At 73.0% G+C, this 14,837-nt stretch carries 14 protein-coding genes; 6 read left to right on the top strand and 8 right to left on the bottom strand.

The window, feature by feature from the left end; genetic code table 11:
• Nucleotides 1-57: 57 nt before the first annotated feature.
• Nucleotides 58-510 carry a hypothetical protein gene (locus AB0O40_RS14435; RefSeq protein ID WP_365040093.1) on the bottom strand — a complete coding sequence of 151 codons (453 nt, stop codon included), beginning with the start codon at nucleotides 508-510 and terminating at the stop codon, nucleotides 58-60.
• Between the two features lie 379 nt (nucleotides 511-889).
• On the opposite strand from AB0O40_RS14435, the gene AB0O40_RS14430 reads away from it, so the two are divergent.
• Nucleotides 890-2,653: a biotin carboxylase N-terminal domain-containing protein gene (locus AB0O40_RS14430; RefSeq protein ID WP_365040090.1), complete on the top strand. Its 1,764-nt coding sequence runs from the start codon at nucleotides 890-892 to the stop codon at nucleotides 2,651-2,653.
• A 66-nt stretch (nucleotides 2,654-2,719) separates the two neighbouring features.
• Here the strand turns inward: AB0O40_RS14430 and AB0O40_RS14425 are convergent, their stop codons facing one another.
• Both AB0O40_RS14425 and AB0O40_RS14420 read right to left on the bottom strand, forming a co-directional pair.
• Nucleotides 2,720-3,658, bottom strand: a complete 939-nt coding sequence (locus AB0O40_RS14425; protein ID WP_365040087.1) for a DeoR/GlpR family DNA-binding transcription regulator — start codon at nucleotides 3,656-3,658, stop codon at nucleotides 2,720-2,722.
• Nucleotides 3,659-3,832: 174 nt separating this feature from the next.
• Nucleotides 3,833-5,272: an NAD(P)H-quinone dehydrogenase gene (locus AB0O40_RS14420; protein ID WP_365040084.1), complete on the bottom strand. Its 1,440-nt coding sequence runs from the start codon at nucleotides 5,270-5,272 to the stop codon at nucleotides 3,833-3,835.
• Nucleotides 5,273-5,511: 239 nt separating this feature from the next.
• On the opposite strand from AB0O40_RS14420, the gene AB0O40_RS14415 reads away from it, so the two are divergent.
• From AB0O40_RS14415 to AB0O40_RS14400, 4 genes are all read left to right on the top strand, one after another.
• Nucleotides 5,512-5,949 (top strand): gamma-glutamylcyclotransferase, encoded by a 438-nt coding sequence (locus tag AB0O40_RS14415; RefSeq protein ID WP_365040081.1) that lies wholly within the window; start codon nucleotides 5,512-5,514, stop codon nucleotides 5,947-5,949.
• 162 nt (nucleotides 5,950-6,111) lie between these two features.
• Nucleotides 6,112-6,918 (top strand): purine-nucleoside phosphorylase, encoded by an 807-nt coding sequence (locus AB0O40_RS14410; protein ID WP_365040078.1) that lies wholly within the window; start codon nucleotides 6,112-6,114, stop codon nucleotides 6,916-6,918.
• A gap of 42 nt (nucleotides 6,919-6,960) precedes the next feature.
• Nucleotides 6,961-8,610, top strand: a complete 1,650-nt coding sequence (locus AB0O40_RS14405; RefSeq protein ID WP_365040075.1) for a phospho-sugar mutase — start codon at nucleotides 6,961-6,963, stop codon at nucleotides 8,608-8,610.
• Between the two features lie 121 nt (nucleotides 8,611-8,731).
• Nucleotides 8,732-9,166: a CBS domain-containing protein gene (locus AB0O40_RS14400; protein WP_365040072.1), complete on the top strand. Its 435-nt coding sequence runs from the start codon at nucleotides 8,732-8,734 to the stop codon at nucleotides 9,164-9,166.
• An 84-nt stretch (nucleotides 9,167-9,250) separates the two neighbouring features.
• Here AB0O40_RS14400 and AB0O40_RS14395 read toward each other — a convergent pair whose 3' ends face one another.
• The 4 genes from AB0O40_RS14395 to afsQ1 form a co-directional block, all read right to left on the bottom strand.
• Nucleotides 9,251-10,045 carry a VOC family protein gene (locus AB0O40_RS14395; RefSeq protein WP_365040069.1) on the bottom strand — a complete coding sequence of 265 codons (795 nt, stop codon included), beginning with the start codon at nucleotides 10,043-10,045 and terminating at the stop codon, nucleotides 9,251-9,253.
• A 164-nt stretch (nucleotides 10,046-10,209) separates the two neighbouring features.
• Complete coding sequence (locus AB0O40_RS14390; protein ID WP_365040066.1) at nucleotides 10,210-10,803, bottom strand: hypothetical protein; 594 nt, start codon at nucleotides 10,801-10,803, stop codon at nucleotides 10,210-10,212.
• A gap of 11 nt (nucleotides 10,804-10,814) precedes the next feature.
• Nucleotides 10,815-12,305 carry a HAMP domain-containing sensor histidine kinase gene (locus AB0O40_RS14385; RefSeq protein ID WP_365040063.1) on the bottom strand — a complete coding sequence of 497 codons (1,491 nt, stop codon included), beginning with the start codon at nucleotides 12,303-12,305 and terminating at the stop codon, nucleotides 10,815-10,817.
• Nucleotides 12,302-12,979 (bottom strand): two-component system response regulator AfsQ1, encoded by a 678-nt coding sequence (gene afsQ1, locus AB0O40_RS14380; RefSeq protein WP_215035186.1) that lies wholly within the window; start codon nucleotides 12,977-12,979, stop codon nucleotides 12,302-12,304. The genes AB0O40_RS14385 and afsQ1 overlap by 4 nt, the downstream gene beginning before the upstream one ends.
• 234 nt (nucleotides 12,980-13,213) lie before the next feature.
• On the opposite strand from afsQ1, the gene AB0O40_RS14375 reads away from it, so the two are divergent.
• A complete protein-coding gene (locus tag AB0O40_RS14375) occupies nucleotides 13,214-13,912 on the top strand; it encodes a SigE family RNA polymerase sigma factor (RefSeq protein WP_365040060.1) in 699 nt (232 codons plus the stop codon).
• Nucleotides 13,913-14,128: 216 nt separating this feature from the next.
• Here AB0O40_RS14375 and AB0O40_RS14370 read toward each other — a convergent pair whose 3' ends face one another.
• Nucleotides 14,129-14,836, bottom strand: coding sequence for a uridine kinase (locus AB0O40_RS14370; protein WP_365040057.1), 708 nt, complete (start codon nucleotides 14,834-14,836; stop codon nucleotides 14,129-14,131).
• Nucleotide 14,837: the final 1 nt, after the last annotated feature.

Below are 14,837 nucleotides of genomic sequence, written 5' to 3'. Positions count from 1 at the left end.
CGGCCACCCCCCGGTACCCACCGGGGCCTGAAGGAACCCGACAGATCCTGCGGACCGTCAGACCGCGGCCGGCGGCGGCAGTTCCCGCCCCGGGGGCTCCTCGTAGGCCTTCGCCTCGACCTCCCGGGCGTACGCCACCAGTGTGAGCACCACCAGCGCCAGGACCGCCATCATGAAGGTGAAGGCGCCCCAGCCGACCATCCCGACCACGAGCGCGCCCAGCACGCCGTGGGTGATGGCGCAGCCGATCAGCACCAGCCGCCCGACCCGGCCCGGGGCCCGGTCGGTCACCGCGGTCCGGGCCGCCAACAGCCCGCAGAAGGCCAGGAACGCGCCCATGACGGCGCCCATGGCGTAGGTCGCCCCGGACATCACGTCCGGGTCCATGCCCGCCACCGACATGGACTGGCGGTCGACCGCCGTGCCCAGGACGACGTGCACGATGACGAGGCCGACGGCCTCAAGGAAGAGCACGATCGCAGCCGCTGCGGCCACGAGTCTGCGGGTCACCGACCCCCACCCCCGTCCGGACGAGTCCGTGTGTTCGACGCCCCGGAGGCTACTAACGAGTAAACGGCCGGACAAGAGGTGCGCACGGCTTCCTCATCTCTTGGCCAAGCCCCGTCCCGATGGCAAAGATTGCCAGGGGCGTTCGTAGGGTCTCCACAAAGAAACCCGTCAGGCCGCTGACCTGGAAGACAGAGACCTTGGCCACACGACGGGGTTACTGTGCAGTCGGGGATTTCCCTGGTCGGCGTCGCCACAAGGGTTTTCACGGCTCAAGAGAGCCTCGAACGACACTCCGTGTGGGCAAGGTCACCGTTGGGGACGGGTCGAAAGGCCGTGTCGGCAGTCCCTAAACTCAGCTTGTTTCAAGGAGGGAGACATCGTGCGCAAGGTGCTCATCGCCAACCGAGGCGAAATCGCTGTCCGCGTTGCCCGGGCCTGCCGGGACGCCGGGATCGCGAGCGTAGCCGTCTACGCCGACCCGGACCGGGACGCTCTGCACGTCCGCGCGGCCGACGAGGCGTTCGCGCTGGGCGGTGACACCCCGGCCGCCAGCTACCTGGACATGGCCAAGGTGCTCCAGGCCGCAGCGGATTCCGGAGCCGACGCCATCCACCCCGGATACGGCTTCCTCTCCGAGAACGCCGAATTCGCCCAGGCCGTCCTCGACGCCGGGCTGACCTGGATCGGCCCGCCGCCGCAGGCCATCCGCGACCTCGGTGACAAGGTCGCCGCGCGGCACATCGCGCAGCGCGCCGGCGCCCCGCTGGTCGCCGGTACCCCGGACCCGGTCTCGGGTGCCGACGAGGTCGTGGCGTTCGCGGAGGAGCACGGGCTGCCCATCGCGATCAAGGCGGCCTTCGGCGGCGGCGGTCGCGGCCTCAAGGTCGCCCGCACCCTCGAAGAGGTTCCGGAGCTGTACGACTCCGCGGTCCGCGAGGCGGTCGCCGCCTTCGGTCGCGGCGAGTGCTTCGTCGAGCGCTACCTCGACAAGCCGCGGCACGTCGAGACCCAGTGCCTGGCCGACTCCCACGGCAACGTGGTCGTCGTCTCCACGCGTGACTGCTCGCTGCAGCGCCGTCACCAGAAGCTGGTCGAGGAGGCCCCCGCGCCGTTCCTCTCCCAGGCCCAGAACGACGAGCTGTACGCCGCCTCGAAGGCGATCCTCAAGGAGGCCGGCTACGTCGGCGCCGGTACCGTCGAGTTCCTGGTGGGCGTGGACGGCACCATCTCCTTCCTCGAGGTCAACACCCGCCTCCAGGTGGAGCACCCGGTCACCGAAGAGGTCACCGGCATCGACCTGGTCCGCGAGATGTTCCGGATCGCCGACGGCGAGGAGCTGGGCTACGGGGACCCGGTCCTGCGCGGCCACTCCTTCGAGTTCCGCATCAACGGCGAGGACCCGGGCCGCAACTTCCTGCCCGCGCCCGGCACCGTGACGGTCTTCGACCCGCCGACCGGCCCGGGCGTGCGCCTGGACGCCGGCGTCGAGTCCGGCTCGGTCATCGGCCCGGCCTGGGACTCCCTGCTGGCCAAGCTGGTCGTCACCGGCGCCACCCGCGAGCAGGCCCTCCAGCGGGCCGCCCGCGCGCTGGCCGAGTTCAACGTGGAGGGCATGGCCACGGCCATCCCGTTCCACCGCGCGGTCGTCGTCGACCCGGCCTTCGCGCCGACCGACGGCACGCCGTTCAAGGTCCACACCCGGTGGATCGAGACGGAGTTCGTCAACGAGATCAAGCCCTTCGCCGCGCCCGTGGGCGAGGAGGCCGACGAGGAGCCGGGCCGCGAGACGGTGGTCGTCGAGGTCGGCGGCAAGCGCCTCGAGGTCTCCCTGCCGTCCTCGCTGGGCATGACGCTGGCCCGGACCGCCGCCGCGGGCGGTGCCAAGCCGAAGCGCCGCGCCGCCAAGAAGTCCGGCCCGGCCGCCTCCGGCGACTCGCTCGCCTCCCCGATGCAGGGCACGATCGTCAAGGTCGCGGTCGAGGAGGGCCAGGAGGTCCAGGAGGGCGACCTGGTCGTGGTCCTGGAGGCCATGAAGATGGAGCAGCCGCTGAACGCGCACCGCTCCGGCACGATCAAGGGCCTGACCGCGGAGGTCGGCGCCTCGATCACCTCGGGCGCCCTGATCTGCGAGATCAAGGACTGACGTCCCGCCGTACGCACGAAGGCCCCGCCCGGTGACCACCGGGCGGGGCCTTCGCCGTAGGAGGCGCTAGCGCCGTCGCATGTCCGCCACCCGTGCCCGGTCGGCCGCGGCCTCCGGGAGGGCCACCGCGCTGCGGAGCTGGGGGCCGCCGCGGCGCTGGACGGGCAGCGGGGAGTCCCGGCGGGGCCGACGGCCCGGCATCGGCTCGCCCGGCGGCGCGACCGCCGTACCGGCCACCGTGATCTGCACGCCCTGGTCCGCCAGGGCCTGCAGCTCGGTCTGCGCCCGGTCGTCGTGGCCCGGCGGCTCGTCGGTCACCAGCCGCGTGATCACGTCCGTCGGCACCGTCTGGAACATGGTGTCGGTGCCGAGCTTGGTGTGGTCGGCCAGCACCACGACCTCCGCGGCCGCCTGCACCAGCGCCCGGTCCACGCTCGCGGAGAGCATGTTCGAGGTGGACAGCCCCCGCTCCGCGGTCAGGCCGCTGCCGCTGAGGAAGGCCCGCGAGACCCGCAGCCCCTGGAGGGACTGCTCGGCCCCGCTGCCGACCAGCGCGTAGTTCGACCCGCGCAGCGTGCCGCCGGTCATCACCACCTCGACCCGGTTGGCATGGGCCAGGGCCTGCGCCACCAGCAGGGAGTTGGTGACCACGGTCAGTCCGGGCACCCGCGCGAGCCGGCGGGCCAGCTCCTGCGTGGTGGTACCGGCGCCGACGACGACGGCCTCGCCCTCTTCGACGAGGCCGGCCGCGACATCGGCGATGGCGGTCTTCTCCGCCGTCGCGAGATGGGACTTTTGCGGAAAGCCGGACTCCCGCGTGAATCCGCCCGGCAAGACCGCACCGCCGTGCCGGCGGTCGAGGAGTCCTTCTGCCTCCAGTGCCCGCACGTCCCGCCGTACGGTCACTTCGGAGGTCTGGACGACGCGGGCGAGCTCACGGAGCGATACCGCCCCGTTGGCGCGCACCATTTCGAGGATCAATTGGCGACGTTCTGCAGCGAACACGAAACTGACAGTAACCCCAACGACCGTCTGCTTTCAGCTCTTTGCGCCGAATTACCGATGTTGTTCGCACGGCGGGGCGACTAGTGGTATACGCGCCGGCACTGCTGTGCCCGGCGCGCCCCACGGACCGTCGCCCCGCCCCAAGCGGCCTGCCCCGGAAGGCGGTTGGCGGGGCTACGCCTCGCCGGCCGCCTTGCGGGTGTGCAGCTGGCGGGCGACCTCGGCGATCGATCCCGACAGGGAGGGGTACACGGTGAACGCGTTTGCGATCTGCTCGACCGTCAGGTTGTTGTCGACCGCGATCGAGATGGGGTGGATCAGCTCGCTCGCGCGCGGCGAGACCACCACGCCGCCGACCACGATGCCGGTGCCCGGGCGGCAGAAGAGCTTCACGAAGCCGTCCCGGATGCCCTGCATCTTGGCGCGCGGGTTGCGCAGCAGCGGCAGCTTGACCGTACGGGCCTCGATCTTGCCGGCGTCCACGTCCGCCTGGGTGTAGCCGACGGTGGCGATCTCCGGGTCGGTGAAGACGTTCGAGGAGACCGTCTTGAGGTTCAGCGGGGCCACCGCGTCGCCGAGGAAGTGGTACATCGCGATGCGGCCCTGCATGGCGGCGACCGAGGCGAGGGCGAAGATGCCCGTCACGTCACCGGCCGCGTACACGCCCGGGCTGGAGGTTCGGCTGACCTTGTCGGTCCAGATGTGGCCGGACTCCTTGAGCTTGACCCCGGACTCCTCGAGGTTCATGCCCGCGGTGTTGGGGATCGCGCCGACCGCCATCAGGCAGTGCGTGCCGGAGATGACCCGGCCGTCGGCCAGCGTCACCTCGACCCGGTCGCCGACGCGCTTGGCCGACTCGGCGCGGGAGCGGGAGATGACGTTCATGCCGCGGCGGCGGAAGACGTCCTCCAGCACCGCGGCGGCGTCCGGGTCCTCGCCCGGCAGCACCCGGTCGCGGGAGGAGACGAGGGTGACCCGGGAGCCCAGCGCCTGGTACGCGCCGGCGAACTCGGCGCCGGTGACGCCGGAACCGACCACGATCAGCTCCTCGGGCAGCTCCTCGAGGTCGTAGACCTGCGTCCAGTTCAGGATCCGCTCGCCGTCCGGCTGCGCGTCCGGGATCTCGCGCGGGTGCCCGCCGGTGGCGATCAGCACCGCGTCCGCGGTCAGGATCGTCTCGGTGCCGTCGGCGGCCGTGACGATCACGTCGCGGGTGCCGTCGATGCCCTGCGGGCCGCCGAGCTTGCCGCGGCCGCGCAGGACCTTGGCGCCGGCCCGGGTGACCGAGGCGGTGATGTCGTGCGACTGGGCCAGCGCCAGCCGCTTCACACGCCGGTTGACCTTGCCGAGGTCCACGCCCACCACGCGGGCCGCCTGCTCCAGCGGCGGGGTGTCGTCGGCGACGATGATGCCGAGCTCTTCGTACGAGGAGTCGAAGGTGGTCATCACCTCCGCCGTCGCGATGAGGGTCTTCGACGGCACGCAGTCGGTGAGCACCGACGCCCCGCCCAGACCGTCGCAGTCGACGACGGTCACCTCCGCGCCGAGCTGGGCGCCGACCAGCGCCGCCTCATAGCCGCCGGGTCCGCCGCCGATGATCACGATCCGGGTCACGAAAAGTCCGCCTCACGTCTACCCGGCCGGCTGCCGCCCCGGCCGGGGAATCCGGGGTCTCCCCCGGGGGATGCTGTCCGTACGCCATTGTCCCGCATATTTTCTCGACCCGGTGCTCCCGGTCCCCGCCCGCCGCCCGGGCCGCAGCGGGCCCCGGGCCGGCCGACGCGCCGGGGCCGCGGGCCCTCGCCCACCGACCGGACAGCACGACCCGCCGCCCCTCCCGTACCCTCGACACCATGTCGCTCTACGCCGCGTACGCCGGCAACCTCGACGCGCGGCTGATGACGCGCCGCGCTCCGCACTCCCCGCTGCGTGGCACGGGGTGGCTCAACGGGTGGCGGCTCACCTTCGGCGGTGAGCAGATGGGGTGGGAGGGCGCCCTCGCCACCATCGTCGAGGCCCCCCGCCACCAGGTGTTCGTCGCCCTGTACGACATCGCCCCGCTCGACGAGGACTCGATGGACCGCTGGGAGGGCGTCGGGCTCGACATCTACCGGCGCATGCGGATCCGGGTGGACACCCTGGACGGTGAGGAGCCGGCCTGGGTCTACGTCCTCAACGGCTACGAGGGCGGGCTGCCCTCGGCCCGGTACCTGGGCGAGCTGGCGGACGCGGCCGAGTCGGCCGGCGCCCCGCACGACTACGTGATGGAACTGCGCAAGCGCCCCTGCTGAGGCGCCCTGCCGCGATCCCCGCCGGGATCGCCGCCGGAATCCGCGCCGGGGGCCGCACCACCACGCACCGAGGCCTTTTGTCGGAAACGACAGCGCAACGATCTGAACTACGTAAGCCTGGTCATCTACGCGCGTAGGAAATGAGCGGCTACCCTCGTCCGCGTGAACGCATCTGTTACCGACCCCCACGAGTCCGCCGCTGCCGCCGCGGCCCGCCTGCGCGAGCTCACCGGCGCCGAGACGCACGACGTCGCCCTCGTCATGGGCTCCGGCTGGGCCCCCGCCGCCGAAGCCCTCGGCGCCCCCGAGGCCGAGTTCCCCGTCACCGAACTGCCCGGCTTCCCGCCCCCGGCCGTCGAGGGACACGGCGGCAAGATCCGCTCGTACAAGATCGGCGACAAGCGCGCCCTGCTCTTCCTCGGCCGCACCCACTACTACGAGGGCCGGGGCGTCGCCGCCGTCGCCCACGGCGTGCGCACCGCCGTCGCCGCGGGCTGCAAGACCATCGTGCTGACCAACGGCTGCGGCGGTCTGCGCGAGGGCATGAAGCCCGGTCAGCCGGTCCTGATCAGCGACCACCTCAACCTGACCGCGACCTCGCCGATCGTCGGCGCGAACTTCGTGGACCTCACCGACCTGTACTCGCCGCGGCTGCGCGCGATGTGCAAGGAGATCGACCCCTCCCTCGAAGAGGGCGTCTACGTGCAGTTCCCCGGCCCGCACTACGAGACCCCGGCCGAGATCAACATGATCCGCGTCATGGGCGCCGACCTGGTCGGCATGTCCACCGTCCTCGAGGCCATCGCGGCCCGCGAGGCCGGCGCCGAGGTCCTGGGCATCTCCCTCGTCACCAACCTGGCGGCCGGCCTCTCCGGCGAGCCGCTGAACCACGAGGAGGTCCTGCAGGCGGGCCGCGACTCGGCCGCCCGCATGGGGCAGCTGCTCACCCAGGTCCTCGCCCGGATCTGAGCCCCGCGACGCCAGACGTACGTACGAGAAGAGGCGGATGAAGTGCAGGACGATCTGATCGCGCGGGCCGGGGCCTGGCTGGCCGAGGACCCGGACCCGGAGACGGCCGCGGAGCTCGAGGCGCTCCTCGACGCCGGCGACACCGCCGAGCTGGCCGCCCGCTTCTCGGGCACCCTCCAGTTCGGCACCGCCGGACTGCGCGGCGAGCTCGGCGCGGGCCCGATGCGGATGAACCGCTCGGTGGTCATCCGGGCCGCGGCCGGCCTGGCCGGCTACCTGAAGGCCCAGGGCCACGCCGGCGGCCTGGTCGTGGTCGGCTACGACGCGCGCTACAAGTCCGCCGACTTCGCGCGCGACACCGCCGCCGTGATGACCGGCGCCGGGCTGCGCGCCGCGGTGCTGCCGCGCCCGCTGCCCACGCCCGTCCTCGCGTACGCCATAAGGCACCTGGGCGCCGTGGCCGGCGTCGAGGTCACCGCCAGCCACAACCCGCCCCGGGACAACGGCTACAAGGTGTACCTGGGCGACGGCTCGCAGATCGTCTCGCCCGCCGACGCGGAAATCGCCGGGCACATCGAGGCGGTCGGCGCGCTGGCGGACGTCCCGCGTCCGGCGGACGGCTGGCTGCAGCTCGACGAGGAGGTCCTGGAGGCCTACCTGGCGCGCACCGACGCGGTCCTGACCGCCGGGTCCCCGCGCTCGGTGCGGACCGTCTACACGGCCATGCACGGCGTCGGCAAGGACGTCGTGCTGGCGGCCTTCGCCCGCGCCGGCTTCCCCGCGCCGGTGCTCGTCGAGGAGCAGGCCGAGCCGGACCCGGCCTTCCCCACGGTCGCCTTCCCCAACCCGGAGGAGCCGGGGGCCATGGACCTGGCCTTCGCCACCGCCGCGCGGGTGCACCCGGACATCGTGATCGCCAACGACCCGGACGCGGACCGCTGCGCGGTGGCCGTACCGGACGACTCCGCGGCGGCCGGCTGGCGGATGCTGCGCGGCGACGAGGTCGGCGCGCTGCTCGCGGCGCACCTGGTCCACAAGGGCGCCAAGGGCACCTTCGCCGAGTCGATCGTCTCCTCCTCGCTGCTGGGCCGGATCGCCGAGGCGGCCGGACTGCCGTACGAGGAGACCCTGACCGGCTTCAAGTGGATCTCGCGGGTCGAGGGGCTGCGCTACGGCTACGAGGAGGCGCTGGGCTACTGCGTCGACCCGGCCGGGGTGCGCGACAAGGACGGCATCACCGCCGCCCTGCTGGTCGCCGAACTGGCCTCCGAGCTCAAGGAGCGGGGCCGGACGCTGACCGACCTGCTGGACGACCTGGCGATGGAGCACGGCCTGCACGCCACCGACCAGCTCTCGGTGCGGGTCGAGGACCTGTCGGTCATCGCGGACGCGATGAAGGCGCTGCGCGCCGCCCCGCCGGCCTCGCTGGCCGGGCTGCGGGTGGTCTCCGCGGAGGACCTGGCGGAGGGCTCGGCGAAGCTGCCGCCCACCGACGGGCTGCGCTACTACCTCGAGGGTGCGTACAAGGCGCGGGTCATCGTCCGCCCCTCGGGCACCGAGCCCAAGCTGAAGTGCTACCTGGAGGTCGTGGTCCCGGTGGCCGACGCCTCCGACCTGGTCTCCGCCCGGGCCCGCGGCGCGGGCGTGCTGACCAGCATCAAGCACGACCTCTCGGCGGCCATGGGGCTCTGAGCCGGCTCGTACGGAGGGCCCCGGACCGCACGGTCCGGGGCCCTTCTGCGTCCCGGCGCGCGCCCGCGGCGACTCCGTGCTGTGCTCGAAGGACAAGGGCACTGCGAGCACGGGAGGAACCATGGCCACGAGCAAGCTGCGCGCCCGCGACATCATGACCGAAGGCGTCCAGTGCGTCGGCGAGCACCAGTCCCTGCTGGAGGCGTGCGTCCTGATGCGGGACCTGAACGTGGGCTGTCTGCCGATCTGCGGCGACGACCAGCGCCTCCAGGGGCTGATCACCGACCGCGACGTCGTGATCAAGTGCTGTGCCGAGGGCCTGGACCCGGCCACCATGAAGGCCGGGGACCTGGGCGGCGCGCTGCACTGGGTGGACGCGGAGGCCTCGGCGACCGAGGCCGTGGACACCATGGAGGTGCACCAGATCAAGCGGCTGCCGGTGATCGACGTGGTCAACGGACACCGGCTGATCGGCATGATCACGGAGGCGAACATCGCCAAGAACCTGTCGGACGCGGACATCGCGGAGTTCGCGATGCGCGTCTACACCCACTGACGAGGGGGCGGTACCACCCCGCCCGGCCACCACGGGCGTCCCGGGCGCGCCGGACCGGAGCCGGCCGGCGCGCCCGGGACCGGGTCAGCCCTGTCGGGGCTCCGGCTTGAGGACCGCGAAGGCCGCGGCGTGCCCGTCGGCCAGCCAGGCCATCCGGCCGACGCCGTCCAGGTCCATCGCGGGCATCACCACCGAGCCGCCCGCCGCCTCGGCCCTGCGCACCGTCTCGTCGGTGTCGGAGACCATGAAGTACGGGATCCACTGCGCGGGCATCGGCGCCTGGGCGGGGGCCACGTCGGTCGGGGCCACCCCGCCGAAGGACGCGTCCTGGATGTCGCCGTCGGCGGTGGACAGCACCCGGTAGGTCATCCCGGGGGTCGGCATGTCCTGGTGGCGCCAGCCGAAGAGGCCGTTGTAGAAGCCGATCGAGGCCAGGGGGTCGGCGGCCATCAGCTCGACCCACAGGAGCGTGCCCTCCTCGGAGGTCCGGCCCAGCCCCTTGGTCCGGCCGGGCTCCCAGACCGCGAACCCGGCGCCGCCGGGGTCGGTGAACTGGGCCAGCCGGCCCTCCCCCATCACGTCCATGACCTCGGCGCGGACGGTGCCGCCGGCCTTGGTGACGGCCGCGGCGGTGGCGTCGGCGTCGTCGCTCTGGAAGTAGACCGTCCACGCGGACGAGGCGCCCTCCTCGGTGAGCGGGCCGACCGCGCCGACGGTCTGCCCGCCGAGCTGGAAGAAGCCGTAGCCGCCGGCCTCGGGGCCCGCCGAGACGAACTCCCAGCCGAAGACCTGCTGGTAGAAGCCGGCGGTGGCCCCGGTGTCCGGGGAGCCGAGGTCGATCCAGTTGGGCGAACCGTGGACGTAGTCGGTGCCGAGCATGGGGGCCTCCTTGGGTACGCGTGCGTCCGTACGTGCGTCCGAGCCACGATGTCCGACCCGTACCCGGCCCGCCCGCGGCCACACCGCCGTGTCATCCCTCCGGGGGAACACCCGAGCGAGTCGCGGCCGACCCGGACCGCGCAGCGGTATGCGCGGACGGCCCCTTACCGCCGCGCCGAAGGCGCCGGCGTGGGACGGACGATCTCGCCGAGCGTCGGCACCGCCTCCGGTCTGGCGCGGACCGCCTCCGTGCACTCCCAGGCGCGGGGCGGGTCGGTGTCCGGGCCGCCCAGGACCACCGGGCCGGTGGAGCCGAGGGCCCCGCTGTCCGCGAAGGTGCAGACGATCTGCGCCAGGGCCAGCGGCGGCAGGTCCTCGGGCTTGCGGCTCAGCCGCAGGGTGCCCTTCGGGTCCCCGGTCCGGGCCGGCGCCACGTCCAGCCCGGCCGGCACACCGGTGGAGAAGCCGGCGTCCCGCTCCTCCTGCGAGGGCGTCCGCTCCAGCTCGCTCAGCAGTGCCTGCGCCTCGTGCAGCGGCCGCTTGTCGATGCCCTCGAGCACCCGCTCCAGCCCGACCAGCTGGGATCCGCAGACCAGTTCGACCGTGGCCCGCACCCCCTCGCGGACCGCCGGCCGGTCGTCCGCCGCCGGCGTGTCGCAGGAGACCCGGGAGGGCGCCGCGCCCACGTCGACGGGCACGGTGGTGGCCCGGATCCCGCAGCCGGAACCGAGCAGCGCGAGCGCGACCACCGTCGTCACCCAGCGGGCCCTCATCGCGCACCGGCCTCTCCCAGCGGCGGCACCGGCAGCCGCAGCGTGAACAGCGCGCCCCCGCCGGGGGCGTTCTCGGCGGTGATGTCACCGCCGTGGATGTGGGCGTTCTCCATCGCGATGGAGAGCCCCAGGCCGCTGCCGTCCGACTTCGGCCGGCTGGCGCTGGCCTTGTAGAACCGGTCGAAGACGTGCGGCAGGACCTCCGCCGGGATGCCCGGGCCGTTGTCCTTGACCGCGATGACCAGCGTGTCGCCCTCGGCCCCCGCCTCCGTGCGGATCGACACCCGCACCGGCGAACCGCCGTGCTTGAGGGCGTTGCCGATCAGGTTGGCGAGGATCACGTCGAGCCGGCGCGGGTCCAGCCGGACCATGATGCCGCGGGCCGCGTCCAGTTCGACCGCGTCCAGCCAGGCCCGGGCGTCGATGCAGGCGGTGACCTGGTCGGCCACGTCCACGTCGTCGACGACCAGCCGGGCGGTGCCCGCGTCGAAGCGGGTGACCTCCATCAGGTTCTCGACCAGGACGTTCAGCCGCCGGGTCTCGCTGACCACCAGGGCCACCGCCGGCGCGATCATCGGGTCGAGGTCCTCGATCTCCTCCTCCAGCACCTCGGTGACCGCCGTCAGCGCCGTCAGCGGCGTGCGCAGCTCGTGCGACATGTCCGCCACGAACCGCCGGCTGGACTCCTCGCGGGCACTCATGTCCGCGACCTTCTTCTCCAGCGCCTCGGCGGTCTTGTTGAACGTGTGCGACAGGTCGGCCAGTTCGTCGGTGCCGGACACGTCGAGCCGGGTGTCCAGCTCGCCCTCGCCGAGCCGCCGCGCGGCCTCCCCCAGCCGCTGCACCGGCCGCAGCACGGTGGTCGCCGCGGCCTGGGCCAGCAGCGCGGAGCCGAGCAGCGCCAGGGCCGTGGCGATCCCCAGCGACCAGGCCAGGGAGTTGAGGTCGTCGCGCTCCTGGGCCAGCGACTTGTACATGTAGCCGGTCGGCCCGCCGCCCACGATCCGGGTGCCGCCGACCAGGTACGGGTTGCCGCCGGGCTTCGTCCGCTGCCAGTAGACGTGGTACTGCGCGTCGTTGGCCGCGGTCACCTTCTGACGGTCGTTCACCGCCTGCTGGAGGGAGGACGGTACGTCGGACAGCTCGAAGGCGTCGGGCCCCGCGGAGCCCACCACCCGCCGGCCGTCCGGCTTCTCGTCCACCAGCAGCACGCTGTAGCCCGGACTGGAACCGGCCATCAGCTCGGCCGTGCGCTGCAGTTCCTCCGGGGTCGGGTCGCCCGGCAGGGCCGCGGCGCGGTTCTGCATCTCCTGCCGGAAGTCACCGAGCGCGGCGTCCTGCGTCCGGGTGAGCACCGCCTCGCGGTTGAGCCAGTAGGCGATCCCGGAGGCGGAGACGGCGGCGGTCAGCGCGACCAGCCCGAACACGACCATGAGCCGCAGCCGCAGGCTGGTCCAGCGCCGGCCCGCGAACAGGGCTCGGATCACTGCGGGGAGTCCAGTCGGTAGCCGACGCCCCGGACCGTTCGGATCAGCGTGGGCGAGGAGGGCACTTCCTCGACCTTCGCGCGCAGCCGCTGCACGCAGGCGTCGACGAGCCGCGAGTCGCCCAGGTAGTCGTGCTCCCACACCAGCCGCAGCAGCTGCTGGCGGGAGAGCGCCTGGCCGGGCCGGCGGCTCAGTTCGAGGAGGAGGCGCAGCTCGGTCGGCGTGAGCTGCAGGTCCTCGCCGTTCTTGGTCACCGTCATGGCGGAGCGGTCGATGACCAGCGAACCGAAGACGGCGGAGTCGGTGGCCTCGCGCTCGCCGCGGCGCAGCACGGCCCGGATCCGGGCGTCGAGCACCCGGCCCTGGACGGGCTTGACGACGTAGTCGTCCGCGCCCGACTCCAGGCCGACGACCACGTCGATGTCGTCGTTGCGCGCGGTCAGCAGGATGATCGGCAGCTGGTCGGTGCGGCGGATCCGCCGGCACACCTCGAAGCCGTCGATCCCGGGCAGCATGACGTCGAGCACGATCAGGTCCGGCCGCTGCTCGCGGAGCAGCTTCAGGCCGTCCTCGCCCGTCGCCGCAGTGGCCACGCGGTGGCCCTGGCGGGACAGGGAGAGCTCGAGGGCCGTGCGGATGGCGTCATCGTCCTCGATCAGCAACAGGAAGGGCACCCGCTCATTCTGTCCCATGGTCCGGCGCGGCTCGACCGTCAGGACCGTTCGTCTTGGGTCCGCGCGGGCCGGCGGCGGGCCCGGCGGGCCCCCGCCGGAGCTTTCCCGCCAGAGCTCCCCCGGGCGCCCGGTCGCTGTGACAGGCCTGTGACAGTCGACGGACACCCCGGTTATGTGGGCCGGGCAGAGTTCTGGTCAACGGAACGAAGCAGACTCCACGACGGGGGGCGCGAGATGAACACGCTGCACAGCACCACGACCAGCGCGGTTGTCACGCGGCTGCACGATGTGACCCGCCGGGCGGGTGTCCGTACGGCCGCCCGTCCGCGGCCGGCACACGTGGTGGCCATCGACGCGAACACGTACGCGGTGCCGGTGACGGTTCCCGCCCAGCGCCGCCTTTCCGCCAACGCGGAGGCCGAGTTCACCGCCTACGTCCAGGAGCGCCGGGCCTCGCTGTACGCGACGGCCTACCACCTGACGGGCGACCGCCACGAGGCCGAGGACCTGCTGCAGAGCGCGCTCTTCTCCACGTACCGCGCCTGGGACCGGATCACGGACAAGGCCGCGGTCGGCGGGTACCTCCGCCGCACCATGACCAACCTGCACATCAGCGCCTGGCGCCGGCGCAAGCTCAACGAGTACCCGACGGAGGAGCTGCCGGAGACGGTGGGCGAGACCGACGCGATGCGCGGCACGGAGCTGCGCGCGGTGCTCTGGCAGGCGCTGGCGAAGCTGCCCGAGCCGCAGCGCACGATGCTCGTGCTGCGGTACTACGAAGGCCGGACCGACCCGGAGATCGCCGACATCCTGGACATCAGCGTCGGCACCGTGAAGTCGAGCATCTGGCGCTCGCTGCGCCGCCTGCGGGAGGACGAGGCCCTGAGCTTCGGCCCGACCCAGGCCGAGTGCTTCGGCGAGCTGGTCGCCTAGCGGCCATGAGACGGGTCGGTGGCGTCGTCGCACACGCCACCGGCCGGGCACCACGCGGCCAAGGGGGCCGTCCCGCGGGGGTGGGACGGGGCCGAGGGGGACGAGGGAGCGGGACCGGAAGCCGTCGGGGGTCGGCGACCGGTTCCGCTCCCTCTTTTTTGCGTACGGGTGCTGCGGGTACGGGCCTGCGCACGGGAGGCGACCCGCGGGGGCGGGTCAGGCGCCGGCGGCGGCCTTGGCCACGCGGTGCCGGCCCGCGGCGGCCGCGGCCAGCCGGCCCAGCGCCTCGTCCCGGGCACAGGCGTGCGCCCCCAGGGCGGTGTGCCGGGCCACGATCCCGCGCTCGGCGCGCATCAGCCGCCAGCCGCGGCGGACCAGGAACAGCGCGGACTTCCGGCCCTCGCGCAGGTCCCGGGCGAGCCGGCGGCGGAAGGTCGTGGCGGGGCGGCCGCGCAGGCAGATGGCGTCGGCGAGCAGCCCCAGCTCCTCGCAGCGGGCCACGATGTCGGCCGCGAAGATGCCCTCGGCGATGAAGAGCGGGGTGCGGGAGATGTCCAGGACCTCCGCGCCGGTGCGCGAGCTGGTCGAGATGTCGTAGACCGGCACCCGGGTGCGCCCGGTCCGGCACAGCTCGGCCACCGCGGCGACCGCGGCCTCGGTGTCCCAGGACAGCGGGGAGTCCCAGTCGATGTCGGAACTGCCCGGCACCTGCGGGAGCGAGGGGTCGTCCCCCTCCTTGTAGAAGTCGTCCAGGCGCAGCACCGGCAGCCCGGACCGCGCCGCAAGGGAGGACTTGCCCGACCCCGAGGGACCCGTCAGCAGGACGACGCGCGTCGGAAGAGGAGATGAACAGCTCACGGGACACCAGTGTGGCGCATTACCCCGCGTAGGGGACTCCCTCCGGGGCCCGTTGGTATTCAGCATC

Origin of the sequence: Streptomyces sp. NPDC089919, assembly GCF_040684615.1 — a bacterium.
In the GTDB taxonomy this organism is placed as follows: Bacteria; Actinomycetota; Actinomycetes; order Streptomycetales; family Streptomycetaceae; genus Streptomyces.
This window is presented reverse-complemented; position numbering and strand designations above follow the sequence as displayed.

What these genes read in the sequence shown, in the direction of transcription:
- AB0O40_RS14375 (WP_365040060.1), top strand. Translation starts at nt 13,214, where the DNA reads ATGAACACGCTGCACAGCACCACGACCAGCGCGGTTGTCACGCGGCTG.
- AB0O40_RS14370 (WP_365040057.1), bottom strand. Translation starts at nt 14,836, where the DNA reads ATGCTGAATACCAACGGGCCCCGGAGGGAGTCCCCTACGCGGGGTAAT.
- AB0O40_RS14400 (WP_365040072.1), top strand. Translation starts at nt 8,732, where the DNA reads ATGGCCACGAGCAAGCTGCGCGCCCGCGACATCATGACCGAAGGCGTC.
- AB0O40_RS14415 (WP_365040081.1), top strand. Translation starts at nt 5,512, where the DNA reads ATGTCGCTCTACGCCGCGTACGCCGGCAACCTCGACGCGCGGCTGATG.
- AB0O40_RS14395 (WP_365040069.1), bottom strand. Translation starts at nt 10,045, where the DNA reads ATGCTCGGCACCGACTACGTCCACGGTTCGCCCAACTGGATCGACCTC.